General features: G+C 71.4%; 24 protein-coding genes. 13 read left to right on the top strand and 11 right to left on the bottom strand.

Going from position 1 to position 24901, the window contains the following annotated elements; genetic code table 11:
• Positions 1-26: 26 nt before the first annotated feature.
• Positions 27-524 (bottom strand): GNAT family N-acetyltransferase, encoded by a 498-nt coding sequence (locus LWF15_RS28950; RefSeq protein ID WP_232814133.1) that lies wholly within the window; start codon positions 522-524, stop codon positions 27-29.
• Between the two features lie 547 nt (positions 525-1071).
• On the opposite strand from LWF15_RS28950, the gene LWF15_RS28945 reads away from it, so the two are divergent.
• The 5 genes from LWF15_RS28945 to LWF15_RS28925 all read left to right on the top strand — a co-directional run bounded on the left by LWF15_RS28945 (position 1072) and on the right by LWF15_RS28925 (position 5845).
• On the top strand, positions 1072-2049 hold the full coding sequence (locus LWF15_RS28945) for a hypothetical protein (RefSeq protein ID WP_232814187.1): 978 nt from the start codon (positions 1072-1074) through the stop codon (positions 2047-2049).
• A 322-nt stretch (positions 2050-2371) separates the two neighbouring features.
• A complete protein-coding gene (locus LWF15_RS28940) occupies positions 2372-3928 on the top strand; it encodes a LamG domain-containing protein (protein WP_232814132.1) in 1557 nt (518 codons plus the stop codon).
• Positions 3929-3972: 44 nt separating this feature from the next.
• Positions 3973-4515 (top strand): hypothetical protein, encoded by a 543-nt coding sequence (locus LWF15_RS28935; RefSeq protein ID WP_232814131.1) that lies wholly within the window; start codon positions 3973-3975, stop codon positions 4513-4515.
• Positions 4516-4604: 89 nt separating this feature from the next.
• Positions 4605-5513 (top strand): hypothetical protein, encoded by a 909-nt coding sequence (locus tag LWF15_RS28930; RefSeq protein ID WP_232814130.1) that lies wholly within the window; start codon positions 4605-4607, stop codon positions 5511-5513.
• A 38-nt stretch (positions 5514-5551) separates the two neighbouring features.
• On the top strand, positions 5552-5845 hold the full coding sequence (locus LWF15_RS28925; RefSeq protein WP_232814129.1) for a hypothetical protein: 294 nt from the start codon (positions 5552-5554) through the stop codon (positions 5843-5845).
• 11 nt (positions 5846-5856) lie between these two features.
• Here the strand turns inward: LWF15_RS28925 and LWF15_RS28920 are convergent, their stop codons facing one another.
• Positions 5857-7464, bottom strand: a complete 1608-nt coding sequence (locus tag LWF15_RS28920) for a DUF2637 domain-containing protein (protein ID WP_232814128.1) — start codon at positions 7462-7464, stop codon at positions 5857-5859.
• Between the two features lie 93 nt (positions 7465-7557).
• Here LWF15_RS28920 and LWF15_RS28915 point away from each other — a divergent pair, with 93 nt between their 5' ends.
• From LWF15_RS28915 to LWF15_RS28900, 4 genes are all read left to right on the top strand, one after another.
• A complete protein-coding gene (locus LWF15_RS28915) occupies positions 7558-8397 on the top strand; it encodes a Stf0 family sulfotransferase (protein WP_232814127.1) in 840 nt (279 codons plus the stop codon).
• Positions 8378-9382 carry a coiled-coil domain-containing protein gene (locus LWF15_RS28910; protein ID WP_232814126.1) on the top strand — a complete coding sequence of 335 codons (1005 nt, stop codon included), beginning with the start codon at positions 8378-8380 and terminating at the stop codon, positions 9380-9382. The genes LWF15_RS28915 and LWF15_RS28910 overlap by 20 nt, the downstream gene beginning before the upstream one ends.
• A gap of 65 nt (positions 9383-9447) precedes the next feature.
• On the top strand, positions 9448-10491 hold the full coding sequence (locus LWF15_RS28905; protein ID WP_232814125.1) for a phosphotransferase family protein: 1044 nt from the start codon (positions 9448-9450) through the stop codon (positions 10489-10491).
• A 1-nt stretch (position 10492) separates the two neighbouring features.
• Positions 10493-11254, top strand: a complete 762-nt coding sequence (locus tag LWF15_RS28900; protein WP_232814124.1) for a class I SAM-dependent methyltransferase — start codon at positions 10493-10495, stop codon at positions 11252-11254.
• Here the strand turns inward: LWF15_RS28900 and LWF15_RS28895 are convergent.
• Genes LWF15_RS28895 through LWF15_RS28885 form a run of 3 tightly spaced genes read right to left on the bottom strand, consistent with a single transcriptional unit; the run spans position 11238 to position 13003 of the window.
• The gene (locus LWF15_RS28895) at positions 11238-11756 is read right to left on the bottom strand and encodes a hypothetical protein (protein ID WP_232814123.1); all 519 of its coding nucleotides are present in this window, start codon (positions 11754-11756) and stop codon (positions 11238-11240) included. The genes LWF15_RS28900 and LWF15_RS28895 overlap by 17 nt on opposite strands.
• Before the next feature lie 24 nt (positions 11757-11780).
• Positions 11781-12140 (bottom strand): VOC family protein, encoded by a 360-nt coding sequence (locus LWF15_RS28890; RefSeq protein ID WP_232814122.1) that lies wholly within the window; start codon positions 12138-12140, stop codon positions 11781-11783.
• A complete protein-coding gene (locus LWF15_RS28885; protein WP_232814121.1) occupies positions 12140-13003 on the bottom strand; it encodes a MerR family transcriptional regulator in 864 nt (287 codons plus the stop codon). The genes LWF15_RS28890 and LWF15_RS28885 overlap by 1 nt, the downstream gene beginning before the upstream one ends.
• 127 nt (positions 13004-13130) lie before the next feature.
• Between LWF15_RS28885 and LWF15_RS28880 the strand changes: the two genes are divergently transcribed.
• Genes LWF15_RS28880 through LWF15_RS28865 form a run of 4 tightly spaced genes read left to right on the top strand, consistent with a single transcriptional unit; the run spans position 13131 to position 17153 of the window.
• A complete protein-coding gene (locus tag LWF15_RS28880; protein WP_232814120.1) occupies positions 13131-14204 on the top strand; it encodes a FecCD family ABC transporter permease in 1074 nt (357 codons plus the stop codon).
• The gene (locus LWF15_RS28875; protein ID WP_232814119.1) at positions 14201-15283 is read left to right on the top strand and encodes a FecCD family ABC transporter permease; all 1083 of its coding nucleotides are present in this window, start codon (positions 14201-14203) and stop codon (positions 15281-15283) included. Before LWF15_RS28880 ends, LWF15_RS28875 begins: the two co-directional genes overlap by 4 nt.
• Positions 15280-16152, top strand: a complete 873-nt coding sequence (locus tag LWF15_RS28870; RefSeq protein WP_232814118.1) for an ABC transporter ATP-binding protein — start codon at positions 15280-15282, stop codon at positions 16150-16152. Before LWF15_RS28875 ends, LWF15_RS28870 begins: the two co-directional genes overlap by 4 nt.
• Positions 16149-17153 (top strand): ABC transporter substrate-binding protein, encoded by a 1005-nt coding sequence (locus LWF15_RS28865; RefSeq protein WP_232814117.1) that lies wholly within the window; start codon positions 16149-16151, stop codon positions 17151-17153. The genes LWF15_RS28870 and LWF15_RS28865 overlap by 4 nt, the downstream gene beginning before the upstream one ends.
• 119 nt (positions 17154-17272) lie before the next feature.
• Here the strand turns inward: LWF15_RS28865 and LWF15_RS28860 are convergent, their stop codons facing one another.
• From LWF15_RS28860 to LWF15_RS37910, 6 genes are all read right to left on the bottom strand, one after another.
• Complete coding sequence (locus LWF15_RS28860) at positions 17273-18256, bottom strand: NAD-dependent epimerase/dehydratase family protein (protein WP_408624221.1); 984 nt, start codon at positions 18254-18256, stop codon at positions 17273-17275.
• 350 nt (positions 18257-18606) lie between these two features.
• Positions 18607-19572, bottom strand: coding sequence for an NADP-dependent oxidoreductase (locus LWF15_RS28855; protein ID WP_232814115.1), 966 nt, complete (start codon positions 19570-19572; stop codon positions 18607-18609).
• 84 nt (positions 19573-19656) lie between these two features.
• Positions 19657-20112 carry a GNAT family N-acetyltransferase gene (locus tag LWF15_RS28850; RefSeq protein ID WP_232814114.1) on the bottom strand — a complete coding sequence of 152 codons (456 nt, stop codon included), beginning with the start codon at positions 20110-20112 and terminating at the stop codon, positions 19657-19659.
• A 127-nt stretch (positions 20113-20239) separates the two neighbouring features.
• The gene (locus LWF15_RS28845) at positions 20240-21712 is read right to left on the bottom strand and encodes a GGDEF domain-containing protein (protein ID WP_232814113.1); all 1473 of its coding nucleotides are present in this window, start codon (positions 21710-21712) and stop codon (positions 20240-20242) included.
• 64 nt (positions 21713-21776) lie between these two features.
• Positions 21777-23189: a GGDEF domain-containing protein gene (locus LWF15_RS28840; protein WP_232814112.1), complete on the bottom strand. Its 1413-nt coding sequence runs from the start codon at positions 23187-23189 to the stop codon at positions 21777-21779.
• A gap of 8 nt (positions 23190-23197) precedes the next feature.
• Positions 23198-24691: a GGDEF domain-containing protein gene (locus LWF15_RS37910; RefSeq protein ID WP_232814111.1), complete on the bottom strand. Its 1494-nt coding sequence runs from the start codon at positions 24689-24691 to the stop codon at positions 23198-23200.
• Positions 24692-24901 lie beyond the last annotated feature (210 nt).

Genomic DNA, 24901 nt, shown 5'->3' with positions numbered 1-24901 from the left:
ATGGTTCAGTGCCCTCAGTATCGGGATCAACGTCCGGTAGCGAGCTGCACTTCGTAGAAGAGGACCTCGCCCTCGGCCCGGACACGGTGGAACCCGGCGCGGGTCAGGGTCCGCTGGGAGGCGACGTTGGCCCTGTCCGTGTCGGCCAGCACTCTGCTGAGCCCGTGGCCTGCGGCGATGGTCAGCAGGACCGTGACGGCTTCGGCTGCGTATCCGTGGCCGCGGGCCGAGCCGGCCAGGCCGTAGCCGATCTCGACGCTGCCGTGCTGTGGTTGCCCCTTGAAACCGATCCCTCCGACGGCCTTTCCGTCCGACCGGCGGGTGATCCGGTAGTAGCCGAACGGCTGCTGCTGCCCCAGGGCCGTGGTCGTGCGGAGAAAGGCCCCGGCCGCAGCGACGTCGCCGTCGAAGGGAAAGTCGTCGGCCCAGGTGTCGTTGGGGCCCGCCGTCCGGGTGTGGATGCGCTCTCCCTCGGCCACGTCGATCGGATGTAACTGCAGGCGGGGCGTGAACAGATCCGGCATGCTCCTGATCAAAGCAGGACGGCAACGGTGGGCACTATCCGTTTTGCGCGGTCACCGCCACGCACGGCTGCGCCCACGACAGCGGCCCCCGGTCCATTTCTCAGCATTCGGCGGACGAACGAACCGGCTTGTGGCGTCGAAGCCCGCCTGGAGCATTCGCGTAACCCCTTCTTCCCGCCCGGATCACGCGCACCTCTCCTCTGCAGCCGTCCCCGCAGATCAACTAGCTAGAAGTTTCCTTCTCAATACCTACCCAGCTACTTCACTTCATCGCGTAACGCGCAACGCGATTTAGTAAAACGACGCGCTTACGCGTTATCGGACAAGGTCGCCCAGGTCCGGAAACGAGCAGGCGAGTGCGGAATGCCGGGTTCCGGCGCCGGTGAACACGGGTGGGCCATAGCCTCAGGACTTATGACGCTGATCAAGAACCCCACCGGACACACGGGCCGGGTGATCTGAGGCCATGGCGCGTTTCGGTCTCGGCCGGCGGACATCGTCCGGTGCCCCGGCATCCTGGTCGGCGTCCCGGGGCACCGATCGGGTCATGTCCCAGGTCGTTCACCACATGTGCTGGCAGGACCCGTCCCTGGACCAGTTGTGCGCCGCGGTGAAGGGGCAGGACGGGCAGGCCCGGCTCAACCTGCTGCTGCCCTACCTGCATCCGCTGCGTAACCGGCCCGACCAGCACGTCCAGGCCTCGAGCGTGATCAACATGAGCCTGGCCGTCGAACCGATGCAGGCGCTCCTGCAGCACCCCGGCACCCCCGCCGACGACCGGGCGGACGTGCTGACCCTGCTCGGCAACACCCTGATCTCCCGGGCCCAGGACGTGCGGGGCACCGGGCCCGCCTCCACCGTGCCCGAGTCGGCCTGGCCCCGCTTCCGGGCGATCCTCGAGGAGGCCGACGACATCCTGGCCCAGGCCCAGCGGATCTACCCCCAGCACCCGGGGGCGGCCACGTTCCGCCTCAGCGCCGCCCTCGGCCTGGGAGTCTCCTCCGACGAATGGTGGTCCCGGTTCGAGACCGCCCGCACCGCCCAGCCCACCCTGTACACGGCGCACGAGACGATGCTGACCGTGCTGAGCCCCAAGTGGTACGGCAGCGACGAGGCGATGTTCGGGTTCGGGCGCCAGATCGCCGAGCAGGCCCCGCCCGGCGACCCGGTGGTCGCGATGCTGCCCCTGGCCCACTCCGAATACATCTGCGCCGTGCAGATGGGCCGCAGCCGGCCCGACGGGCCCTCCCCGGAGGCGGCCCGGCTGCACGACGAGGACGCCGTGATGGCCGCCTCCTGGAAGTGGGCCGGGGACGGAACCCGGCCGGCGCCGCCCCACCCGTATGCCCTGGACGCCCACAACCTGTTCGCGTGGTTCCTCGGCAACAGCCGCCAGTACCGCGAGCGCGGCCGCTGGCACCTGCAGCAGACCCGGCACCGGATCAGCGGCCCGCCCTGGTGCTGGCTGTCCGACGAACCGGCCCAGGCCTACGCGCAACTGCACGCCGACCTCGGAGTCGACTGAGTCGACTGACCGGCACGCTCACCTCCGCCAACACCGAACCGGCCCCCAACCGGCCCCCAACCGGCCCCCAACCAGCACCGAACCAGCACCGAACCAGCACCGAACCAGCACCGAACCGGCCCGGAGCCACCAGAAGGCTCAAGGTCGCGCCCCAGCGGCCGAGGAGCCAGCGACAGGTGCGGCTTGACGGGAGGGTCGAACTGCGGGTGCCGGGTGTGATGGTCCGGGGCGTCTGGGGCGTCCGGGGCCGGGAGTGATGCGGAAGATGCGGCCGACAGGCAGAAAGACCAGAAAGACCAGAGGGGCCAGAGTAGCGACGCGGGTGCTCGCTGTGCTGGGCTGCGCCCTGATCGCATCGGTAGTGCTGGCCATGGTGCTGACCACGGCGCCGGTGCCGCCGGTGCGGTACCTGCTGTCGGCCTTCACCTCGACGTCCGACAACGGCGGCAACGACTTCACCGCAGCAGCGTCGTTCCCGTCCTACCCCGACGTGGTGAAGGCCGACAGCCCGTCGGTGTACTACCGGGGCGAGGAGCCCGACGGCTCGGACCAGGCCCTGGACAGCAGTGGCAACAACGCAACGGGCGGCTATTTCAGTGTCACGCCCAGCTTCCAGGTGCCCGGCGGGCCGGCCGGGGGCAGTGGTGCGGGCGCCGACACCGCCGTGCAGTTCTCCGGGGACTCCTCCACCGCGGCCTCACCCAGCATGAGCGTGCCCGCCGCGTTCACCTACGAGATCTGGTTCCGCACCACCTCCACCGCGGAGGCCCGGGTCGTCAGCTTCGGCGACGCCGGCTCCGGCTACAGCACCACCGTCGACCGGTACGTCACCATGACCGCGAGCGGTGCACTGACCCTGACGGTGGGCAACAGCACGATCACCTCCAGCGTCAGCGGGCTGAACAACGGCGCCTGGCATCTGCTCGGCGCCAGCCTGGGCGCCGCCGGGATGCGCCTGTACGCCGACGGTGTGGAGGTGGCCTCCGACGCTGCGACCACCACCGCTGCCGCCTTCACCGGCTACCTGCGCCTGGGCGGGGACGTGTCCTACTTCGTGGGCACCCTCGATGAGGCCGTGCTGTACACGAAACAGCTGTCCGCGGCCCGGATGAGCGCCCACTACACGGCCGGTGCGAGCGCGGCCTCGCTGGCCTCGTACACCGCCACCCTCACCGCCGACGGGCCCTGGGCGATCTACCACCTGAACGATGCCCCGGGCACCTCCTACCGGGGCATCCAGTTCCAGACGCGTCTGCTCGAGCACACCGGGGCCAGCAGCAAGCGCGGCTGGTACTCCTACGTGCGGCCCAAGGGCGTGACCGGCGGCCGGCCCGGCGCCCTGATCGGCGACCAGGCCGCCAGCACGGCGATGCGGTTCGAGGGCTCGGGCATCGGCTACTGGCCCACCCCGGTGAACAACCCGGCCACGTTCAGCCTGGAACTGTGGTTCCGCACCAGCAGCACCACCGGCGGGGACCTGGTCAGCTTCGGCAACAGCATGACCGGCGACTCCATCATCTACGACCGGATCTGGAAGATGATGGACGACGGCACCATCACCTTCGGCATCTACTCCGGCGGCGCGATCGTCTCGGCCACCACCACCGCCACCTACAACGACGGCCGGTGGCACCACGGCGTCCTGACCCTCAGCCCGGGCACCGGCATGACCATGTACGTGGACGGGGTGGTCGCCGCGACCAACCCCAGCCCCGGCGCACCCCAGAACTACTCGGGCTACTGGCGCTGGGGCGGCGGCAAGAAATGGGTCACCCCACCGACCAGCGAGTTCTTCTACGGCGACCTGGACGAGGTCGCGATCTACCCCCGCGTGCTGAGCGCCCAGCAGGTGGCCCGCCACTACTGGACGAACACCTAGTGCGGCGACCACCCACCCGGACAGCCATCGCCGCCACTGTCGCCGTGGCCGCCGTTCTCCTGCTGGGTCTGGCCCTGGTCCCGGTGTCCTTCTCGGCGTTCACCGGGCAGTCCGGCAGCGGGCCCAACACGTTCAAGGCCGCGACGGTCGCGCTCGGCGACGACGACTCCGGCACGGCCCTGTTCACGGTGAGCGGGCTGCGCCCGGGCGACTCCGGCAGCCGGTGCATCGCGCTGACGTACACCGGCACCGTCCCGGCGCAGGTCAGGATGTACGTGGCGCCCGGTGACGTCAGTGGCACCGGCCTGGAGCGCTACCTCACCCTCACCGTGACCGAGGGCACCGACAGCAGCGGCGGCTCTTTCGCCTCCTGCAGCGGATTCACGCCCGCGGCCGCCGGGTACAGCGCCCGCCTGAACACCCTGGCCGGCACCGCGAGCGACTGGGGCAGCGGCATCGGCAGTTTCGCCCCCACCGGCAGCGGGCAGGTGCGCGTCTACCGCATCGGTTACCAGCTGACCGCCGGCGCGGCCGCCCAGGGCCTGAGCACCCGGTTCCGCCTGACCTGGGAGGCCCGCAACAGCTGAGGCACCGCCACCCGGTCCTGGCCGGTTCTGGCCGGTTCTGGCCCGTTCTGGAACGTGAAGATTCAGGCATTCCGGCCCGCTCTGACATCGTGAACATCCAGCGGGTGGAGACCGTGCTGGGCATGCTGCGCCCCCTGCGTAACCGCCCCGAGGAACACGTCCAGCTCTCCGAGCTGATGGGCGAGGAACTGATGGGCGCGGTCGACGTGCTGCGCGAGCGCTGCGCGCACCCGCACACCCATCCCGACGACCGGGTCGACCTGCTGGCCCTGCTGGGGACGACGCTGGTCGACGTGGCCTGGGAGATCCGCGGCAGCGGACCGGCCTCCAGTGTGCGCAAGTCGGCCTGGCCGGACTTCCGAGAGATCCTCACCGAGGCCGACGAGATCCTGGTGGCGGCCCTGCGGATGGTCCCCCACCATCCCGACGCCGCCACGTTCCGCCTGTTCACCGCGCTGGGCCTGGGCGTGCGCTCCGACGAGTGGTGGAACCGGTTCGAGGTGGCCCGGGCCGCCCACCCCACCCTGTACGCCGCGCACCGGGCGATGCTGACGGCGTTGTGCGCCAAGTGGTACGGCAGCGACGAGCTCATGTTCGACTTCGGGCGCAGCGTCGCCGAGCAGGCCCCGCCCGGCGACCCGCTGGTCGCGATGCTGCCGCTGGCCCACGCCGAGTACCTGTGCTCGGTCATGATGGGCCGCAACACCCCCGGCGGGCCCTCCCCGGAAGCAGCGCGCATGGACGACGAGGAAGCCGTGATGGCCGCCTCGTGGAAGTGGGCCGGGGACGGCAGCCGCCCGGCCCCCACCCACGCGCACGCCCTGCGCGCACACAACCTGTTCGGCTGGTTCCTCGGCACCAGCAGCCGCTTCCAGGACCGGGGCCGCTGGCACCTGGAACAGACCCGCCACCGCTACCACAGCATGCCCTGGTCATTCGTGGCCGACGACCCGCAGGGCGCCTACGCCGAGCTGTGCGTGCGCCTCGGGGTCCGCTGACCCATGGCCCTCTTCGGCAGCCGGGGGCCCGGGCGCGAATGGTCGAGAACCGGTGCTGGGCCGACGAGAACCTCGACCGGCTCTGCGACACCGCCCCCACCCTGACCGCGCCCGCCCGCGTGGAGCTGGTGCTGCAGCACCTGCGGCCGGTCCGTGACCAGCCCGACCAGCACACCCTCACCAGCGACGCGCTCGACCTGACCGCCGACGTGGAAGCGATGCGGGTTCCAGCCGTGGGTCAACCTCTCCAACAACCCGCCCCACGCCTACGCACGCCTGCACGCCCACCTCGGCCTCAGCTGAACCCCCCACCAGCCTGGAACCAGACGTAAACCAGGTGCGTCTAGGCCTGGACGGCGCGCAGCGGAGAGGTCTTGCGGGCCTCGATCAGGATCCGGGCGGCGGTGCGGTCACTGACCAGCCACCCCTGCCGCTCCAGCTCGGCCCGCAGCTCGGTGCCGGTGATCTCCGGACGCGCATGCACGATCCCCGCCGCCACGGCCAGGCGCTCCTCCTTCTGCTTGACCGTCGGGCGCCCACTGACCGCCGTCCCCGGGTACCGCTCGTCCGTCCCGTACTCCGGCGGGTAGTCGCCCGAGTCACCCGAGTCCTCGGCCCACTCCGACGTGCCGGGACCCGAGCCCACGGAGGGCTCAGGTTCGGGGACGCTCGTACGGGCCTGCGCCGCAGCCCACAGACCAATGCGTTCCCGGTCACGCGCCGCAGTGAACGTCGGCACCGGCTGAGTCGTCTCAGTCGTCTCAGCCGTCTCGATCGGCTGGGACGTCTGCGTGGGCTGGGTCGGCTGGGTCGGCTGGACAGCTGGTGTCGGCTCGAAGGGCATCTGAGTGGCAGGCTCAGCCGGCGTAGTCACAGCCACCGGTCGGGCGGCTGTGTCAGACATGACAGGTGGCACAGGTGGCACAGGTGGCACAGGTGGCACAGGTGCGGCAGGCGTGGCAGGTGCAGTCACAGCAGAATTGAGGACGGGGGTGGCGGGCACCGCGGTATCGAACGGGTTGTCGCTGTCCGGCAGTACCAGGACGCGGTGCGCCGGCGCGGCCTGCGCCTCCTGTTCACCCTGGGCACCCTTGGCCGGGTGGGGGATGTCGGGTTCGGGGCGCAGGACGGACTGGACCACTGCGCGCAGGATCGACTCGGGGCTGCGCTCGGGGTGCTGGTCGGCGCCGGTCCAGCCCACCGCGTCCATCACCGTGGAGGGGGCCAGGCTGCCCGCGCGCAACTGTCGGTTCACCACCCGCCGTACCCGCCTGGCGTCGCGGCGGGCATTGACCCGGCGTGGCAGTGACAGGTTCAGTGCCTCCCGGGCGGCCGCCGCCATACCCACACCGATCCGGGCCTGGTGGGCGTCGGCCACCCCGGTGCGGGCCATGAGCAGGCGGGTGCGGACCGACTCGATCGGCGCGGACAGCCACAACGAGGGCGCGATCGAGGCGCTGGGCCCGAAGTTGGCTGCCTTCCACTGGCCCAGGACCTGCTTGCCGGTCAGCTCCACCAGCACCGCCCACACCGCGGGCGCGGTCACGTGCCAGGGCACCTCACCCAGGTTCCGCGAGGCCAGCGCGTTCAGGAACAGCGTCCCGGCCACCCCGCAGTGCGCGGTCAGACGCCACCCCGTCATCGGCCGCCCCACCTTGGCCCCCGCCACGTACTGCAGCGAGGCGCCGAGGATCAGCAGGTCGACCAGCAACGGGAAACCCGCCGCCAGATAGGGACCGAACGTCGGCTCGGCCGCCTTGTACAGGCTCTGGTACGACAGCACGGCACCGATCACGGCGACCGGCACGAGCACCACCCGCGCCCAGGCGCTCAGACGGCGTGCCTGCCGGGCCAGGGCCGCGGCATCAGCAGACTCCGCGGGCCGGGCCGGATCCAGGTCGGGGCTGGAGGGGATGACCACGGCGCCCATGCTGACGCCCGCACGTGTCACCTGTCATCCCGCCAGGTCCCGGCCTGCACCAGTTGACCGGGTTGACCGTCAGACAGTGGACACACTCACTGCCAGCGGGTCAGTGTGGCTGCCATGTGTGTCGATGCGTACTTCGTCTGCGCCACACCCCGCACCGGCAGCTCCCTCCTCCTCGGCCTTCTGGCATCCAGCGGCTGCGCCGGGCGACCACAGGCGTACTTCCGTGCACCCGACGAAGCACTGTGGGCCGAGCGCTGGCAACTTCCCCGCACCGGCTACCCGTACGCCGATTTCGTCACCGCCGCGCTCGCCGCCGGCCGCACCGCGAACGGGGTCTTCGGCGCCAAACTGATGTGGGGGACCATCGGCGAACTCACCGCCAGACTCGCCGACGCCTACCCCGACGCCGAAGGCGCTGCCACGACCGCAGGAGACCTCGCAGTGCTGCGCCGGGCGTTCGGGCGGGTCGGGTTCGTGCACCTCAGCCGCCGCGACGTGCTGGCCCAGGCGGTGTCATGGGTACGCGCCGAGCAGACCCAGCAGTGGTACGCCGGAGGCGACGGAGAGATCAGCGGGCAGATCAGCAATCAGCCCACCGGTGCCCGGCCCACGTTCGACGCCAACGCCATCGAGCACCACCTGCACCTGATCCAGGAACACCAGCAGGGCTGGGAGGACTGGTTCAGCGCCAACGGCGTCAGCCCGCACCGGGTGACGTACGAGGAACTGACCGCCGACCTCACCGGCACCACCACACGGGTCCTGCAGGCGCTGGGCCTCGAGGCACCGGCGCAGCCACCCGTCGCCCGCCACCAGCGCCAGGGCGACCACGTGAACCAGGAATGGATCACCCGCTACCGAGCCCACGCCCACGCTGAGGCCCAGACACGGGCCAGTGCTGAGGACGGGGCACAGGATGCGCCAGACTTCCGGGGTGAGCACGAAAAGCCCTGAATCCGCCCCCGAGCCCGACGTCCGGCCCACCTGCGGCCTGGACGGCTGCGAAGAGCCCCTGCCGCCACGCCCCCGCGACGAACTCGGCCGGCCCAAGGGCGGGCGACGGGCCCGCTACTGCTCCAAGGCCCACGCCGACGCGGCCTCCCGCCAGCGCCGGGCCAGTGACCTGGCCGCGGTGGCCGACCCCCTGGCCCTGGCCCGCGAGGCCACCGCGGGTGTCCTGCCCGCCGCCCGGCAGCTCAGCGAGCAGCTCACCAGCCTGATGGCCCGGTTCGAGCAGGCCGAGAACGGCGCGCTGGCCCGGGTCCAGGCCGCCGAGACCGAGGCCGAGCAGGCCCACGCCGAGGCCACCCGCGCCGCCGAGGCCGAACAACAGGCCGAACAGGCCCGACGCGAGGCGCTCGCCGCCGCCCGCCGCGACCGCGAGGAGAAGGACCAGGCCCTCGAACGCGCCCGCCAGGCACAGGCCGAACTCCAGGCCACCCGCGACGAGACGTGGAAGCAGATCGCCGAGCACGAACGGGCCCGCGGCCAGGTCGAGGCCGAACTGCAGGCCGCCCGCACCGCCCTGGAGACCCTGCGCCGCGAGCACGCCGAGGTCCTGCAGACCACCCAGGACCAGCACTCGCGGATCACCCAGCTCGACCTGCACCTGGCCACCACCAGCGCTGAGCTGCGGCAGTCCACCGAGCGCGCCGCCGACCTGGGCGCACGCCTGGACCAGGCCGAGCAACGCCACCAGCAGACGGCCGCCGACTGGCAGTCCCGCCACGAGCAGCAGACCCACCAGCTCGCCACCCTGCAGCAGGCCCACGACGCGGCCGTGGCCGAGGCCCGCCGCCTCGCGCAGCAGTTGAACGAGCAGTTGAACACCACGAGCCCGACTGTCCGCCCGGCACCGGTGACCAGGGCGCCCAAACCCGCCCGCCGGCGTCCTCGGGTAGCCGGAAACCGCCCCGCCGAACGCCCCAGCCTGAGCTAGAGCCCTGACTGGGCCCCCGCGAAACTCGCTGTTCCCCGCACGAGGGGCTGCACTAGCGTCCCTGGGTGCCCAGTACCCCGCGCCGAACCCTCACTGCCGACGACCTCACCGACGTCATCCGCGCCGCGTTCGGGCCTGAGCAGCGGATCACCGGGGTACAGCGGTTGCGTGGGGGCACCAAGAAGGGCGTCTACCGGGTGGGCCTGACGGGGGTTCCAGCGTCAGCCGTCGTGTACAGCTGGGCCGACGAGGAGAACTTTTGGACGCCCGTGGGCCCCTCGAGCGATCCCGGCCCGTCGGTCAGTACCCAGGATCCCCGGGACCCGTTCACCCCCGCGGACGGGATGCCGCGGTTCCTGGACGCCGTTCACACCCTCCAGGCGCTCGGGGTGCCCACGCTCCACGTCTACCTGGCCGACGACAGCCACCAGGTGTTCCCGGCCGATGTCGCCGTCGTCGCCGACCAGGCCGGGGGAACGCTGGAGGCCCTGTACGACAGCGACCCGGCCCAGGGGGACGCCATCACCCGGCGCCTGGCCGAGACGCTGCAGGTCGTGCACGCCCACCGCGCCCCCACCTACGGCACGCTCGAGCAGTTGCGGCTCGGCATCGAGCCGTACGGCCCCACCTGCGAACACCTCGTCCTCGAACGCGCACTGGGTGACGTGGCCGAAGCCGCCGGCCGCGAACCCCGGATCGCCGCCGTCGCCGAGCAGCTCGCCCGCAGGCTGCACGACCTGCATGCCAGGATCAGCCCCCGCCAGGAGTACGCGCTGATCCACGGCGAACTCGGCCCCGACCACGTCCTGCTCACCGCCGAGCCCGCCAATGGCTCAGGGGCGGTGCTGATCGACATCGAAGGGCTGATGTTCTTCGACGTGGAGTGGGAGCACGTGTTCCTGGAGATCAGGTTCGGCGAGCGCTACCGCCTGCTCGCACCGCGCACCCCACTCGACGGGCCCCGGATGGACCTGTACCGCCTGGCCATGCGCCTGTCCCTGGTCGCAGGTCCGCTGCGGCTGCTCGAGGGCGACTTCCCCGACCGCGCCTTCGCCCGCAGCATCGCCGAGCACAACACCCACGCCGCCCTCGCCCTGCTGGGACAGTGAGATGCGCCCCTACACAGACCTTGTCGCCGAGGCCGAGCAGGCCGACGTCACCGGCTGGGACTTCTCCTGGCTGCAGGGCAGGGCCACCGAGGAACGCACACCCTGGGGGTACGCCGGGCAACTGGCCCAGCGTCTGGCGCACGCGCACAGCGCACTGGACCTGGACACCGGCGGCGGGGAAATCATCGCCGGGGCACCCGAACTGCCCGCGCACATGACCGTCACCGAGGCGTGGGCACCGAACCTGGCCCGCGCCGCGCAGACGCTCACACCGCGCGGGGTGAACGTCGTGCACTACTCGACCGAGAACCTGCCGTTCGCCGACGCCACGTTCGACCTGGTCACCAGCCGCCACCCGGTACGCCCGGCCTGGGCGCAGATCGCCCGCGTCCTGCGCCCCGGCGGCACCTACTTCGCCCAGCACGTCGGCCCGGCCTCCGCGTTCGAGCTGATCGAGCACTTCCTCGGCCCGCTCCCGCGCGAGACCCACGTCCGCGACCCCCGGCGCGAGAGCGACGACGCCACGAACGCCGGCCTGCAGGTCGTCGACCTGCGCACCGCTCGCTGCCGGATGGAGTTCCACGACGTGGGGGCCGTGGTGTGGATCCTGCGCCGCTGCGTGTGGTGGGTGCCCGGCTTCACCGTCGCCCGCTACGAACCCCACCTGCGGGCCCTGGACGAGACCATGCGCGGGGGAGAGCCTTTCGTCGCCCACTCCACCCGCACCCTGATCGAGGCCCGCCGCCCTACCAGAACAGCGTGACCAGCAGCGTCAGCACACCCCAGGCCAGCGCCGGCCCGAACGCCCGCACCCGCCACGGCACCCACTGGTACAGCAGGCCCAGCACCACCATCGAAACCCCGAGCACCGCCGTGGGCGCGTAGGCCACCCACAGGCGCGTGCCCTCGTCCACCGCCGACAGCAGCAACGCGTAGTACGTCACGACCGCCCCGATGACCCCACCGAACACCTGCCCGAACGCACCCCACAGCACCCGCGGCTCGTGACGCTCGCTGGGCAGCCCCGCACACAGCACCGCCGCCACCATGACCGCCACCGCGTTCACCCATCCACCGAGCGCCGAGTGGTCCGAGTCCTCGGCCAGAAAGTCGATGCCCGCAGGCCTGGGCAGGTAAGCGCCGGACCCACCCCAGATCAGCAGGGACAGCAGCAGCACCACCCAGCCGGCGATCAGGGCCAGACCGGTGCCGCTCTGCAGCAGCTTGGCGCGACGATCCTCGGGCGACGACAGCATTCGGGGCACGGCGTGAAACTACTGCACCCAGCGCTAGTGGCCGATGGCCAGATCGAACTCGTTGCCTTCCGGATCCCTCAGGCAGACCCAGTGCACCCCGTGCTCGCGGTGCTCCGACACCTGGGTGGCCCCCAGCGCCAGGATCCGCCCCAGCTCACCCTCCCAGCCCGAATCCCCAGAACCTTCAGCGAGGCGCAGATCAATATGCACCCGGTTCTTGACCTGCTTGGCCTCCGGCACCGCCAGCAGCATGAGCGCCGGGCTGCCCGGGATCAGCGCATAGAAGGCGTTGGCGCCGGGCTCGACCGGGCGCTGCAGCAACTGCGACCAGAACCCGGCCAGCTTCTCGGCGTCGGAACAGTCGATCACGACCTGCGCGACCTCGACAGACATCACAGATCTCCTTCGTCAGTAGGGAAGTGGGTGACCGGCCAGCAGACCTCGGTGCGCAGAGCCGCCGGGTCACTGGTGTCGGCCGGACTGATCAGGTAGTTCTCCCGGATCGGGCCTTCGGCCGCGATCCCGGCGGCGTGCACGTGCTCACCCAGCGCCGCATACGTACGGTCCAGATCCGCGAACGAGCCCTCATGAACGGCCACCGCATACGGCTGCGCCCCAAGATCCAGCAGCCGCACCCCCCGCTCGCCGCCCGGATCACCGTCTGGATCACTGCCGGCCCCGACGGGTAGCAGAGCGGTCACCGTCAGGCTCTGCCCGCTGAACCAGTCCCCCGAGTACAGGGCCCCACCCGCCCCCGAGGGCCAGGCCTGCACCTGCCGGGCCGCAGCGAACAGACGCGTGAACACGTCCGCGAACCACACCTCGATCCGCTCCGGCACCACGTCCCCGACCACCGTCAGGGCACTCTCACCCACCCCGGGCCGGTAGGTGACCGGCGGCGTCCACGGCAGCGGAGACAACATCGAACGCAGCGACCCCACCGCGACCGCCGTCTGTAGCAGCTCACGCTGCAACTGCTCCAGATGACGGCCGATCACCGCATCCCGCCCGGCCCCCTCCGGCGCGGCGAGCGCCTCACGGATCTGCGGCACCGGCATCCGCACGTCCCGCAGACGCCGGATCAGCTGAGCCCGGGGGATCTGCGCACTCGTGTAGTACCGGTACCCGCTGCCCGGATCCACCACCGCCGGCACCAGCAGATCCACGTCGTGGTAGTGACGCAGCGTCTTCGCCGTCAGGTGCGTCAGCCGGGAGAACTCCCCGACCAGGAACAGATGCTCAGCCGCCTCGGACACGGATCCAGCATGGACCTTCCCCCAGGGGCAAGGTCCAGACCGCCACGACCCCCCATTACGCCGATCCGTGCAAGATCAGCAGGCCCCCTCGACAACCTAAGGTGAGGCTAGCCTAAGCTGCCCCCTCGTGACTGCCGCCCCACCCCTCCGGTCACCGGCGCCCCCACCGACCGGAACCCCGACCACCCGGACCACCCGACGCCTGAGCGCCCTGACCGCCCTGACCGCCCTGGCCGTCATGACCGCGCTCGCTCTGCTCGCCGTCGGCGCCAGCCTCATGTTCGGCAGCAGCCGCCTGAGCCCCGGCCAGGTGATCGACACCCTCCTGCACGGCGGCACCAGCGAACTGCACGCCATCGTCTACGGCGTGCGCATCCCCCGCACCGTGGTCGGCGTGATCGTCGGCGTCTGCCTGGGCGTGGCCGGAGCCCTGATGCAGGGCCACACCCGCAACCCCCTCGCCGACCCCGGCATCTTCGGCGTCTCCGCCGGCGCCGGCCTGGCCGTGGTCGTCGGCGTCTACCTGCTCGGCGTCACCAGCACCAGCTTCGACGTCCTCTTCGCCCTGGCCGGCGCCCTCCTGGCCAGCATCGCCGTGTTCACCATCACCGCCGCCGGCAGCGGAACCGCCAGCCCCCTGCCCCTGGCCCTGGCCGGCACCGCCGTCTCCGCCCTGCTCGAGGCCCTCACCTCCTTCATGGTCCTGTCCGACCGCGACGCCCTCGGCGCCTACCGGCTGTGGGTCGTCGGCTCCCTGTCCGGACGCGAACTGGCCACCGCCTACGCCGTCCTGCCCTTCGCCGCCGCCGGCCTGGTCCTGGCCCTGCTCAACACCCGCGCCCTCGACAACCTCAGCCTCGGCACCGAGATGGCCCAGGGCCTCGGCCAGAACATCCGCACCGCCCGCCTCACCGGCCTGGCCGCGATCACCCTGCTCACCGCCGCCGCGACCGCCGCCGCCGGCCCCCTCGGCTTCGTCGGCCTGGTCGTCCCCCACCTCGCCCGCGCCCTCGTCGGCAGCGGACACCGCTACGTCGTACCCGCCAGCGCCCTGCTCGGCATCGCCCTCGTCCTGAGCGCCGACGTCGTCGGCCGCCTCATCGGCGGCGTCGGCGAAGTCGGCGTCGGCATCGTCCTGGCCGTCATCGGCGGCCCCTTCTTCGTCCACGTCGCCCGACGCCGATCACTGGTAGCCCTGTGAACACCCCCAGAACCCCAACGACAACCCCCACCCGCCAAGGCGTCACGGCCGGCCCCCTCGGCGTGCCCTGGCGCCCCCGCGCCCTGACCGCCTGCCTGGCCGCCCTCGTCCTCCTGCTGGCCCTGATCGTCCTGGCCATCGGCGCCGGATCGTTCCGCCTGGCCCCCGCCGAGGTCGTCAGCACCCTCCTGGGCAACGGCACCCACCAGCAGAACCTCATCGTCTTCGACCTGCGCCTGCCCCGCGTCGTCACCGGCGCCCTCGTCGGCCTCGCCCTCGGCACCGCCGGCGCCCTCACCCAGGCCTTCACCAACAACCCCCTGGCCACCCCCGACGTCATCGGCGTCACCGCCGGCGCCTCCACCGGCGCCGTCGCCGCCATCCTCATCGGCGGCGGCTCCTACACCGTCTCCGACGCACTCCTGGGCAGCGGCATCCCCCTCGCCGCCACCATCGGCGCCCTCACCGCCTCCGCCCTGGTCTACGGACTCGGCTGGCGCGACGGCATCGACAGCTACCGCCTGATCCTCGTCGGCATCGGCGTCGGCTCCGTCCTCACCGCCCTGACCAGCTACCTGCTGGTGCGCAGCCAGATCACCGACGCCGCCCGCGCCGCCGCCTGGCTGGTCGGCAGCCTCACCGGCTCCACCTGGACCAGCATCTGGCCCCTGCTCACCGTCACCGCGATCGCCACCCCCCTGGCCGTGGCCTGCTCCTCCTCCCTGGCCATCGCCCAGCTCGGCGACGAGACCGCCACCGGCGTAGGCCTCGCCGTCCAACGCCACCGCCTGCTCGTCATCGCCCTGGCCGTCGTCCTCACCGGAGCCGCCGTCGCCGCCGCCGGCCCGATCGGCTTCGTCGCCTTCGTCGTCCCCCAGATCGCCCTACGCCTCAGCGCCGCCACCCGCCCCCCGATCATCCTGGCCGGACTGCTCGGCGCCGCCCTGGTCACCGGCGCCGACCTGGCCGCCCGCACCCTGTTCCCCTACCAGATCCCCGTCGGCCTCCTCACCACCGTGATCGGCGCCCCCTACCTGATCTGGCTCCTGATCCACCAACGCAAAGAGGTCGCCCGGTGAGCACACCCGTCCTGCAGGCCAAGGACCTCAAGGTCACCTACGACACCCGCGACACCCGACCGGTCATCGACGGCCTCAACCTCACCATCGAACCCGGCCAGATCACCACCTTCGTCGGCGCCAACGGCAGCGGAAAATCCACCCTGCTCAAAACCCTCGGCCGCATCCTCAAACCCACCGCCGGACAGGTCTTCCTCGAGGGCACCCCGATCAGCTCCCTCTCCACCAAAGACGTCGCCCGCCGCCTCGCCATCCTGCCCCAGAGCCCCACCGCCCCCGCCGGAATCAGCGTGCGCGACCTCGTCATGCGCGGCCGCAACCCCCACCAGACCTGGGCCCGCCCCTGGTCACCCGACGACGCCCAGATCGTCGAACAGGCACTCGCCGAGACCGGCCTGAGCGACGTCGCCGACCGCGACGTCGCCGCCCTCTCCGGCGGACAACGCCAACGCGTCTGGATCGCCCTGGTCATCGCCCAGCAGGCCGGCACCCTCCTGCTCGACGAACCCACCACCTACCTCGACCTCACCCACCAGCTGTCAGTCCTGCGCCTGGTCCGCCGGATCAACACCGACACCAACACCACCGTCGTGATGGTCCTGCACGACCTCTCCCTCGCAGCCCGCTACAGCGACCGCATGGTCGTCCTGCACCGCGGAAGCATCGTCGCCGACGGCACCCCCACCGACGTCCTGACCCCCGCGAACCTGCTCACCGCCTTCGACCTGCACGCCCGCGTCGTCCCCGACCCGGCCACCGGCACACCCCTGGTCGTCCCCGAAGCCGACACCCCCGAAACCGCCGTGGCCCCCGACGTCCTCACCGACGTCCACAAACCCCTCACCAACAACACAGAAGGTCCCGCATGAAAATCAACCGCCTCGCCGCCGGCCTCCTCGCCGTCGTCGCCACCCTCGCGCTCGCCGGCTGCGGCAGTGACACCGACAGCAGCAACGACGAGGCCGGCGTCGCCGCCGCCGAGGGCCCCTGGAGCTTCACCGACGACCTCGGCCACACCGTCGAGCTCGACCAGCGCCCCACCCGCGTCGCCGGCCTGATCGACCCGCTCTCCTCGCTGATGAACTACGGCGTCAAGCCGGTCGCCACCTTCGGCTGGGCCACCGTGGACAAGGACCCCCGCTTCGAGGGCAAGGACATCTCCGGGATCACCACCCTCGGCGCCACCTACGGCGAGATCGACGAGGAGAAGCTGATCGAGGCCGCCCCCGAACTCATCGTCACCACCGTGTACCCGACCGACGCCAAGGGCACGATCGACGAGTCCCAGCCGCTGTACGGGTTCAACGACAAGGCCCAGCAGGAGACCATCGAGAAGATCGCTCCCATCGTCGCGATCAAGATGGGCGGCAAGGGCTCCGACGTGATGGCCTCCATCACCGGCCTGGCCACCGCCCTCGGCGCCCCCGAGGACAAGCTCGCCGAGACCAAGAGCGCCTACGACGCCGCCGCGGCCAAGCTCACCGCGGTCGCCAAGGCCTCCGACGTCACCGTCACCGCGATGTACGGCGACGCCGACGGCGCCTACGTGATGAAGCCCGACGACGAGCCGATCACCCAGCTGTACAAGGAACTCGGCGTGAAGTTCTTCGAGCCCGAACCCGAGGGCTACTACTGGGGCATCTACTCCTGGGAGAACGCCGGCAAGATCGGCGGCGACCTGATCCTGCTGCAGAAGGACGGCTACACCGAGGAAGAGATCCTCAAGCAGCCGACCATCGCCCAGACCCCCGCGTTCGAGGCCGGCCAGATCGAGCCCTTCACCAGCCCCGGCCTGGACTACGTCTCCCAGACCGACTACATGACCAAGCTCGCGCAGTACATCAGCGACGCCAAGGTCGTCACCTCCTGATCCGACCCGAGAACCTGGTCCGCCCGGGCCAGGTTCTCGGGTGTCAGTTCAGAAATCCGCAGCAAAGCCTGTTATCAAACTGAGGACGGGGGTGGCCCAGTCGGTCACACAGCTCGGCTTCAGGAGGTGTACACGCCGGTCGGCTCGGAATGATAGCCCTTCCAGCCGACTTTCAGCGCGAGCTCGCTGCGCCACTCGCCGGTGTCCAGCGCCTGCCGGGCCACCCGGTCGAAGGTCGCCGAAGGACGCCAGCCCAGCTCGGCCTGCGCGCGGGCACTGTCATACACCCGGTCCAGCGCCGGGAACATGCTCCAGCCGGCCTCGTCGTACCTGGCCATGATGTCGGGGAAGAGCTTACGGACGATCGTGGGCGCCTCGAGCGCGAGCTGCGCGGCTTGGTCACGGGTGAACGGGGTAGGGGCGCTGATCACGTACCGAGCGAAACCCAGCTCCGGCGCCTTCTGTGCCGCCAGGATGTGGGCGTCGACCACGTCGGCCAGATCCACCCGGCGGTAGAGGAACTCGTTGACCTTGAGGTTCAGGTCGGCGAACGAGGAACGCACGTCGTCGCGGTCGTCGGCCTCAGGGAAGAACCGCGACGTCTTCAGCACCACCACCGGCAGCCCCAGATCACGCGCAGCCAGCTCGCACAGGTCTTCCGCCGCGACCTTCGTGGCCCCGTAGATGTTCTTCACCCGGGGGACCACGTCCTCGTCGATCCAGGCCGCCGGCTCTCCCGCCGCCGGAGTCATCGCCCGGCCGAAAGTGCTCGTGCTGCTGGTGAAGACGACACTGCGCACACCGGCTCGCGCGGCGGCCTCGAGGACGTTCAGCGTGCCGGTCACGTTCACGTCCACGAAGTCCTGCCGGGTGTGCGACCCGACGTGGGGCTTGTGCAGGGTCGCGGTGTGCAGCACGTGGTCCACACCCTCCACGGCCGAGGCTACGAGGGCGGCGTCGACGATCGAGCCCTGGATCTGCGTGTGTTCTCCCGCGGCGACATCCAGGCCGACAACCTCGTGACCTGCAGCCAGAAGCGTACGAACCAGTCCCTCCCCCAGGTGCCCGGTGGAGCCTGTGACCAGGAATCTGCTCATACTCAACCCTTTCCGTGCCCGGCTGGATCCAGAGGAGTTTGGTGGAGGCGGGCTCATCGGCGCGACTCAATTGTTGCGTCTCGACCTGAACCCCAAGGTCAACGGATTCGTCCTTCTTTCCTTGCCGGGCTATCTGTCTGATTCTTTTCATCTGCAACGGCCTGTTATCACTAGTTGCGGAACATTTCCCTTCAATTCCCTGGCCATCTCCGGCGGCAGCGAGCAACCGCCGGGAGGAGCAACTGCCGCTGGGGGGTCGTGTGCCTCTGACGAGGGAGTCCACCGCATTGGCCAGCGAGCAGGTGCCGTTGGAGCGCGTGCTGCAACCTGCCGGCGCCCCCCTCCCCCGGCGGACCTCAGGGGGTGAGCAGGACGCGGCCGCGCAGTCCCCCGCCCTCGAACGCGCGGTGCGCGGCCGGGGCCTGCTCGAACGGGTACACCGAGTCGATGACCGGGCGGATCGACTTCTCCTGCACGTGCCGGGCGGCCTCGGCGATGGCCTCCTGCGGCGGCTGGGCCACGAGGGTCCGCACGCGGGGGCCGCTGATCAGGCCGATCACCGAGCCGGCGGCTGCTCCGGCCAGGGCGCGGGGCGAGGCGACGACCGAGACCATGCGCCCGCCGGGGGTCAGGCGCCGCCGCCAGGCCAGCAGACCTGGTCCCGCGGTGTCGACCACCACGTCCACCGGGCGGATGTCACCGGGCCTGGTCGTCGCGTAGTCGAACACCTCGGCTGCGCCCAGCGACTGGGCCAGGTCAGCGTTGGCCGCGCTGGCCAGGGCGACCACGTGCCCGCCGAGCGCGTTGGCCAGCTGTACCACGGCCGCGCCGACGGCACCGGTGGCTCCGCGCACCAGCACCCGTTCACCGGCCAGGAGGCGGGTGGCGCCGCCCAGCGTGCGCACGGCCATGGTGGCGGGCATGACCGTGGCCGCCGCCCCGAGATCGTCCACCCCGGCGGGGGCGGGCGTGACGTGGGAGGCCTCGAAGACGGCCGACTCGGCGGCCGAGCCCAGGGCAGCGCCGAAGGCCCGGCCGTCGCAGGTCACCGCCCAGACCCGCTGCCCGACGCTCAGGGAGCTGACGTCGGCGCCCGCCGCCTCGATCTCGCCGACCGCGTCGATTCCCGTGCCCTTGGGGAACTTCCGGCCGCTGAGCAGTTTCACCGAGCCGCTGCGGACGTTCACGTCGGCCGCGTTGACGCTGGTGGCGGCCACCCGGATGCGCACCTGGGTGGGGCCGGGCAGGGGGATGGGCACCGGCTCGACGGACAGCACCTCGGGCCCGCCGTACCTGGCGTAGCGCACCGCGCGCATCAGCATCCCCAGACGCTCGGATCCACGGACGCTGCGAAGCCTAGTCCGATTGGGCCGGTTCGCCGGGTGGCGGACGGTGCCCGTTCGCGCTCAGGCCTGCTCTCCCCCAGGTTCGCCGCCCGCTGGTCCGGTGCGCAGTTCGCAGGTCCAGTCACCGTCCTCGTCCTTCGACAGCTCGGCGAAACCGGCCGAGGTATAGAGCTTGCGCGCCGGCGCGTTGTCGTCGTGCACCGACAGCCGGATCGCCGGGGCGTCGGGCTGGTCCTGCAGGTAGCTGACCAGGGTCCCCAGCGCGGCCCGGCCCACTCCGTGGCCCTGCTCGGCGGCGTCGACGAGCATCCCGCCGATCCAGTTGCAGCCGTCCTCCTCGTCGAAGGCGTGCATGATGTGGCCGACCACGTCGTCACCGGCGTACACGGCCAGCGAGTGCCAGAGACCTTCGCGCAGGCTCAGCAGCAGGTATCGGGCGGCTGACTCGGCCACCCAGTCGCGCTGGTCGTCGCGGGGCACGACATCGGCCACGGCACGCCAGTTCTCGTCGCTCACTGCCCGCAGCGTGACTCTCCGGCCGCTACGGTCGTCCAGGCCGGCGTCAATAGTTGCAATCACCGCCCAACCCTCTCACGAGCCACGTATCGCCCTGGCCGTCACGACGCCGTGCTCAGGCTCGGGCTCACGAACGGACCTGGACCTGCTCTGCTGCCACGAGCCGGTCGCGGCCCTGGTGCTTGGCCTCGTACAGGGCCCGGTCGGCGCGCCGCAGGCAGGCTGCGTCGTCCTCCTCGCCGTCCCAGCGGGCCACGCCGATCGAGCAGGTCTGCCCGTGCGGCACCAGGGCGCGCAGCCCGTCCAGCACCTGCAGGCCGTGACCGGCGTCGGCGTCGGTGTCGGTGTCAGTGTCGGGGCAGTGCAGCAGGGCCACGAATTCCTCGCCGCCCCAGCGGGCCAGCAGCCCGGCCGAGCCGATGCGTTCCTGCCAGGCGGCGGCCGCCTGCTGCAGCAGCGCGTCGCCGGCCGCGTGCCCGTGGGCGTCGTTGTACCGCTTGAAGTGGTCCACATCCAGCACCGCCAGCAGCACGGTCGTGCCGGTCCGGCGGGCGTGCTCGAGGCCGGCCCGTACCTGCAGGTCCCAGGCCCGCCGGTTGGCCAGGCCGGTCAGCCCGTCGGTGGCCGCCAGTTCACCCATGGCGCGCCGGTGCTGCTCGAGCTGACGGTGCAGGTCCCAGAAGCGCAGCATGAGCAGGGCGACCAGCACCACCGTGCCGATGCTGAGCAGGACCTGCTCCCCTACCTCGGCCCGGCCGGCTTCGGCGATCAGCAGCGTGGGGGGAAGGGCCGCGGCCAGGGTCATGCACGCCAGCCGGGTCACCGTCATCGGTGACTGCCCCGGCGAGGGCTGCGGTGGCAGGTAGCCGGGGCGCGCAGCCGGGGCGATCGCCAGGGCCAGGCCGAGGTACGACATGAGCCACAGGCTGTTGACCCAGCGGGGGAACAGCACCGAGTCGGTGTCGGCCCCGGCCAGCTGCTGGGCCACGTCCCCGGCCAGCAGGCAGCTCAGACCGGTGACCAGCAGCCACAGGGTGGGGGTGCGCCGCCCGCCGTCGATGAGCATCCGCACCGCGGCGAAGACCATCAGCACGTCCATCAGGGGGTAGGCCGAGGACACCGCCTGCCCGGCCAGGCTGAGGTGGTCGTCGCGCATGACCGGCAGGACCAGGAACACCAGCGCCAGGCAGGCGGCACTGGCGGTCACGATCAGCGCGTCCAGGCGGTCGCCGAGCCGGAAGTGCCCGCCACGCCGTCGGTTCAGTTCCAGCAGGCCCGCGGCCAGGGGCAGGTAGGACAGGAGGTAGAAGGGGTCACCCGGGGTGAGGTAGACCGTGTGGTCGTGGTGCTGCCAGGTCTTGAACAGCACCTCCCCCAGCAGCGAGACCCCCAGCGACAGCTGCACCAGGCGCCAGCCGCGCCGGCGGTGGGCCGGGACCTGGCCGACGAGCCGCGAGATGAACAGCAGCGACAACGACACCGACGCCAGGTACAGGACTGCGGAGGTGAGGGTGCCCGGCGCGGGGACCGCGGCGACCGGCACGGCCGCGACGGCGAGCACGCCCAGTAGGTGCGTGGGTCGCTCAGCCTCCCGGTCCATGGTCTGCACGGTCGGCGCGCCGCCGCCCTAGCCGCGACAGACGGTGACGCTCCACCGGTTCGGCCTACTCCGCCCCGGCCGACGAGTGAGTACCGGCGAGCACCAGACGGTCACGACCAGCCCGTTTGGCCTCGTACAGGGCGTCGTCGGCGCGGTGCAGCAGCGAGGTGGCGTCCTCGCGGCCGTCCCAGACGGCAGCTCCGACCGAGGCGGTCTGGCCGAAGGGCACCAGCTCACGCAGTCGCTCCAGGGTGGCCTGGCCGGCGTCGAGGTCCGCGCAGGTGATCAGGACGGCGAACTCCTCCCCGCCCCACCGGGCGATCCGGCTGTGCGGCCCCAGCTGCAGGCTCCAGGCCCGGGCCGCCTCCTTCAGCAGGTCGTCACCGGCCTGGTGACCGCGGGCGTCGTTGAACTCCTTGAAGTGGTCCAGGTCCAGCAGCGCCACCAGCAGCCGCCCGCTCTGGCGGCTGTGTTCCATCGCCCGGTCCAGGTCGAAGTCCCACGAGCGGCGGTTGGCGATCTCGGTGAGGGGATCGGTGCGGGCCATGCGGGCCAGTTGCTCGGACTGCCGGCGCAGCTGGCGCAGCAGGTCGCGGACGCGGCCCACGACCATGGCGAGCAGGACGATCGACCCCAGCCCGAGCAGCACCGAGTCGTCGTAACGGCCGTTCAGCGCCCGCACGGTCAGCACCCCCGAGGGCAGACCGGCGGCGAGCGCCAGGATGGCCAGGCGGGGCAGGGACAGCTCGGCCGTCTGCCCCTCGGTGGCGGCGCCGGCCTTCTCCGGGCGTTGGGCGCTGGCTGCGGCGAGCCCGAGGAAGAGGTACGAAGCGGCCCAGACGACGTCCATCCAGCCCGACCCGTCGCGCCCGCCCGCACCCTGCTCGGCGATCTGGCCGGCGTCGGCGCTCAGGGTGGCGGTCAGTGAGGCGACCACCCAGGCCAGGGCCGGTCCCAGCCTGCGTGCGCCCAGGAGGGTGCGTACGACGATGAACAGCAGCAGCACGTCGATCAGCGGGTACACGGCGCCGGCCAGGCGGGTGGCGACCGGCTGGGCGGAGTCGGCGACTACGGGCAGGACGAAGTGCACCAGGCAGAGCACTCCGACGCCGGTCGCCACGATGCCCGCGTCGAGCCGCGCGGCTGAGGCCCGGCGGCTGTTGTCCTGACGGTGCAGACCGATCACACCCCAGGCCAGGGCGAGGTACGAGAGCACGAACAGGATGTCCGCCGGGGACGGCCACCGGTTCGTCCCGCGCAGGGTCATCACCAGGACCAGCACCTCGCCCGCGACGCACAGGCCCACACTGACCAGCAGCCAGTTCCAGGGGCGCCGCCGCGGGGCCGGCACCTGCCGCACCGCCAACAGCAGGAACAGCGAGCTGAGGGCGACCGAGACGGTGTAGGCGACCGACATCGCCGGGGAGTCCCCCGGGAACAGAGCCAGGACCAGAACCCCGAGCCCGGCCGCGAGCATGGCCGGCCTCATGCGCTGGCCCGGGTGTGACGTCCGGCATCGGCGGCCGCCGGCACGACCCGGTCCCGGCCGGAGCGTTTGGCCTGGTACAGGGCGTCGTCGGCCCGCTTCAGCAACGTCACCATGTCCTCGGTGCCGTCCCATTCCGCGACGCCGATCGAGCAGGTCTGCCCGTACGGCACCAGCTCCCGCAGAGCGTGCACCATCTGCAGCCCCCGGGCCCGGTCGGCGCTGTGCAGGGCGACCGCGAACTCCTCGCCGCCCCACCGCGCGATCAGCCCACCCGGTTCCACCCGCCGGCTCCACGCCTGGGCGGCCTGGCGCAGCAGGTCGTCCCCGGCCTGGTGACCGTGCTCGTCGTTGTACTTCTTGAAGTGGTCCAGGTCCAGCAACGCCACCAGCAGCACGGCGCCCATCCGGGCCGAGGCCACCCGCGCGCGCTCCAGCTCGAAGTCCCAGGAACGCCGGTTGGCCACCCCGGTGAGCGGGTCGGTGCGGGCCATCTCGGCCATCTGGTCGGACTGCTCACGCACCTGGTGCAGCAGGTCCCAGATCCGGGCCAGCACCATCACCAGCAGCAGCAGCGAGCCCGCGCCCAGCTGCGCACCGTTCTCCGGGCGGCCCAGCGCGGCCAGCACCACCTGCACGATCGCCGGGGTGGCGGCCCCGACCGCCAGCACCACCAGCCGCAGCATGGTCAGGCCGGTCTGCGGCTGCGGCTCGGCCGGCGCCCCGGACCCCGAGCGGGCGAACACCGCCGCCAGGCCGAGAGTGGCGTAGTAGAAGGCCCACAACAGGTTCATGTAGGAAGGGGACTGCGCGCTCGAGGAGGTCAGGACCATCACGTTCTGCAGGGTGTCGGCCACCAGCGAGGCCACGAGCCCGGCCGCCACCCACCAGAGCGCAGAGTCACGTCGTGAACCGATCAGGATCCGTGCCACCAGGAACGTGATCAGTACGTCGATCAGCGGGTACGCGCTTCCCACCACCCGGGCCGCCACCGACTGGGTGGAGTCGGCCGCTGCCGGCCCGATCACGAACACCAGCGCCAGCACACCCACACCGGTGGTCACGATCCCGGCGTCCAGCAGGCTGCCGAAGGCCGGGCGGTCGTTGCGCTGGCGGACCAGGGCCATGACCGCGCACCCCATCATCACGTAACCGGCGATGAACAAAACGTCGGCGCCGGTGGGCCACTGCTCGTCGCCTCTGATCTCCAGCACTGCGGTCCACGTCTCAGCGACCAGGGACAGCACCATCATCCACATCAGGATCGTCCAGGGCCGCCGGTGCTCGCGCGGCACACGGAACGCGGCCACGCACAGGAACACCGCCGAGAATCCGACCGAGATCAGGTATCCCAGCTGGGCCAGCAGACTGCCCGGCATGACGGCCGGCACCAGCAGGGTGCACACCGGAGCCGCCAGCACCGCCAGGCCACCGGCGACGACGAGGGCCGTCCACGAGGGACCGAGCGCGAGTGGGAGTCCTGGCGTGCGCACACGTCCACGCGAGGGCAGCCCGATCACCGGTACCCCATCGGCCGCAACCGGACCGGTGTTCGCCCGGCGGCCGGAGCTGTACCGGTCCGGGTGAAGATCAGCACCGGGAACCGGGACCGCACCCCGGAGCAGAAGGGGCGAACTTTTCCGGTCCCGCCTGCATCCAAAATGATCACCGGCGGGAAAGCACCGCACGAGCACGGACGGAGG

Origin of the sequence: Kineosporia rhizophila, assembly GCF_021277265.1 — a bacterium.
GTDB lineage: Bacteria > Actinomycetota > Actinomycetes > Actinomycetales > Kineosporiaceae > Kineosporia > Kineosporia rhizophila.
The sequence above is the reverse complement of the archived record's forward strand: the minus strand, read 5'-3'. Positions and strand labels throughout refer to the sequence as shown.

Coding starts and splice junctions, on each gene's coding strand:
- LWF15_RS28950 (WP_232814133.1), bottom strand. CDS start 524: ATGCCGGATCTGTTCACGCCCCGCCTGCAGTTACATCCGATCGACGTG.
- LWF15_RS28945 (WP_232814187.1), top strand. CDS start 1,072: ATGTCCCAGGTCGTTCACCACATGTGCTGGCAGGACCCGTCCCTGGAC.
- LWF15_RS28925 (WP_232814129.1), top strand. CDS start 5,552: ATGGTCGAGAACCGGTGCTGGGCCGACGAGAACCTCGACCGGCTCTGC.
- LWF15_RS28915 (WP_232814127.1), top strand. CDS start 7,558: ATGTGTGTCGATGCGTACTTCGTCTGCGCCACACCCCGCACCGGCAGC.
- LWF15_RS28900 (WP_232814124.1), top strand. CDS start 10,493: ATGCGCCCCTACACAGACCTTGTCGCCGAGGCCGAGCAGGCCGACGTC.
- LWF15_RS28890 (WP_232814122.1), bottom strand. CDS start 12,140: ATGTCTGTCGAGGTCGCGCAGGTCGTGATCGACTGTTCCGACGCCGAG.
- LWF15_RS28865 (WP_232814117.1), top strand. CDS start 16,149: ATGAAAATCAACCGCCTCGCCGCCGGCCTCCTCGCCGTCGTCGCCACC.
- LWF15_RS28855 (WP_232814115.1), bottom strand. CDS start 19,572: ATGCTGATGCGCGCGGTGCGCTACGCCAGGTACGGCGGGCCCGAGGTG.
- LWF15_RS28845 (WP_232814113.1), bottom strand. CDS start 21,712: ATGGACCGGGAGGCTGAGCGACCCACGCACCTACTGGGCGTGCTCGCC.
- LWF15_RS28840 (WP_232814112.1), bottom strand. CDS start 23,189: ATGCTCGCGGCCGGGCTCGGGGTTCTGGTCCTGGCTCTGTTCCCGGGG.